The sequence below is a fragment of the Bacillus sp. P14.5 genome (assembly GCF_003316765.1).
Taxonomy (GTDB): domain Bacteria; phylum Bacillota; class Bacilli; order Bacillales; family Bacillaceae_B; genus Rossellomorea.
Map to the genome: position 1 here is coordinate 1 of NZ_NIJF01000099.1, position 1,837 is coordinate 1,837.

Annotated in this window: 1 protein-coding gene and 1 pseudogene; both read left to right on the forward strand. The window is 55.1% G+C overall.

The annotated features are described in order from the left end of the window. A partial coding sequence (locus tag B9Z54_RS20570) for an ABC transporter ATP-binding protein (RefSeq protein ID WP_162785309.1) occupies nt 1–1,271 on the forward strand: 1,271 nt, incomplete at its 5' end. 89 nt (nt 1,272–1,360) lie between these two features. Continuing rightward, nucleotides 1,361–1,837: pseudogene (locus B9Z54_RS20575) on the forward strand (alcohol dehydrogenase catalytic domain-containing protein); the annotation flags it as partial.

The window sequence follows — 1,837 nt, forward strand, 5'->3', positions numbered from 1 at the left end:
TCATGTTCTCGATCGACCCGCAACTCGCGCTCGTCACGGTCGTCGCCGTGCCGTTCCTCGTCATCATGATCACGTACGCCAATAAGAACATGAACAAGGCGTGGCAGAAGATGTATACGAATATCGGAGAAGTGAACGCCCGCGTCGAGGACAGTGTCTCTGGCGCTCGCGTCGTCCAATCGTTCACGAACGAGACGTTCGAGATCAACCGATTCCAGAAAGACAACAATTTCTATCGCGGTTCGAAAATCGAGGCGTATCAAGTCATGAGTAAGTCGCTCGCCGGAATCTATATCACAACGCGGCTCATGACGCTGCTTGTGCTCGTCTACGGGGCATACTTGACGTATCAAGGCCAGCTGTCTTACGGCCAACTCGTCGGGTTCATCCTTTATATGAACTTGCTCATCAAGCCGATCGAGAAAATTACGGCTCTTCTCGAGATGTATCCGAAAGGGATGGCAGGGTTCAAACGATTCACGCAACTGTTAGACGAGGCGCCGGACATCGAGAACCGTCCGGACGCGATTGACGTCGAGACGCTGAGAGGCGATATTTCTTTCCAAAACGTATCGTTCGGCTACTCGGACTATCGGCAAGTGTTGACTGACATCGACCTCGATATCGAATCGGGCACGACGGTCGCCCTTGTCGGGACGAGTGGGGCTGGGAAGACGACGATTTGTTCACTCATTCCGCGCTTCTATGACGTGACGAGCGGCGCTATCACGATCGACGGCATGGATATCCGTGATATGACGAAAGAGAGCCTGCGTCGTCAAATCGGCATCGTGCAACAAGACGTGTTCTTGTTCGCCGGTACGCTCCGTGAGAACATCGCTTACGGGAAACTGGACGCGACCGACGCGGAAATCATGCATGCGGTCGAAAAGGCGCATTTGAACTCGCTCGTCGAGGAGCTCGAGCACGGCCTTGAGACGCAAATCGGGGAACGCGGTTTGAAACTATCGGGGGGGCAGAAGCAGCGGATCGCCATCGCTCGCATGTTCTTGAAGAACCCACCGATTTTGATTTTGGACGAGGCGACGTCCGCGCTCGATACGGAGACGGAAGCGATCATTCAAGACTCGCTCAATGAGCTCGCGGCCGACCGGACGACGCTCATTATCGCCCACCGATTGGCGACGGTGAAGAATGCCGACCGCATCCTCGTCGTCACCGCTGATGGGATTGTCGAGGACGGAACGCATGATGAATTGAGCATGAAAGGCGGCGTGTTCGCCGGTCTGCTCAGACGCCAACAACTGTAAACGTTGAACAGCCACCAAAAGATTGGTGGCTGTTGTGCGTGATTATGGGTATAGACAAACAAACGATTGCGATGAGGGGGAAACAAATGATGAAAGCAGTTCAAGTCGTCGGTTACGGAGATGTCGATCAATTACAAGTCGTCGACCTTCCAATCCCGACCCCGAAACAAGGGGAAGTGCTCGTCCGCGTCAAAGCGTGCGGCATTAACAATACAGAGATTTGGATGCGCGAAGGAGCGTACGGGACGGACAAAGAATCGGGGTTGGCGACCGGAAGGAGTCCAATTCCCGCGTGTGCCTGGTTCGGATATTACCGGCGAAGTCGTGGAGGTCGGCAGTGGGGTCGAGGAAACGATGGTGGGACGCCGGGTCGTTTTATTCCCGTTCACGTCGAGTGGGCCGGACGGGGAAGAGCATATCGCGGACGATATGTCGTTTATCGGATCGGAGTACGACGGCGGTTATGCCGAATATGTCGTCTGGCCGGCGGCGCTCTGTTACGACATACCGCTCGACAGTTTCGTCGATAGCGCTGTCTTCACGGTGAGCGGATTGACGGCGTGGCA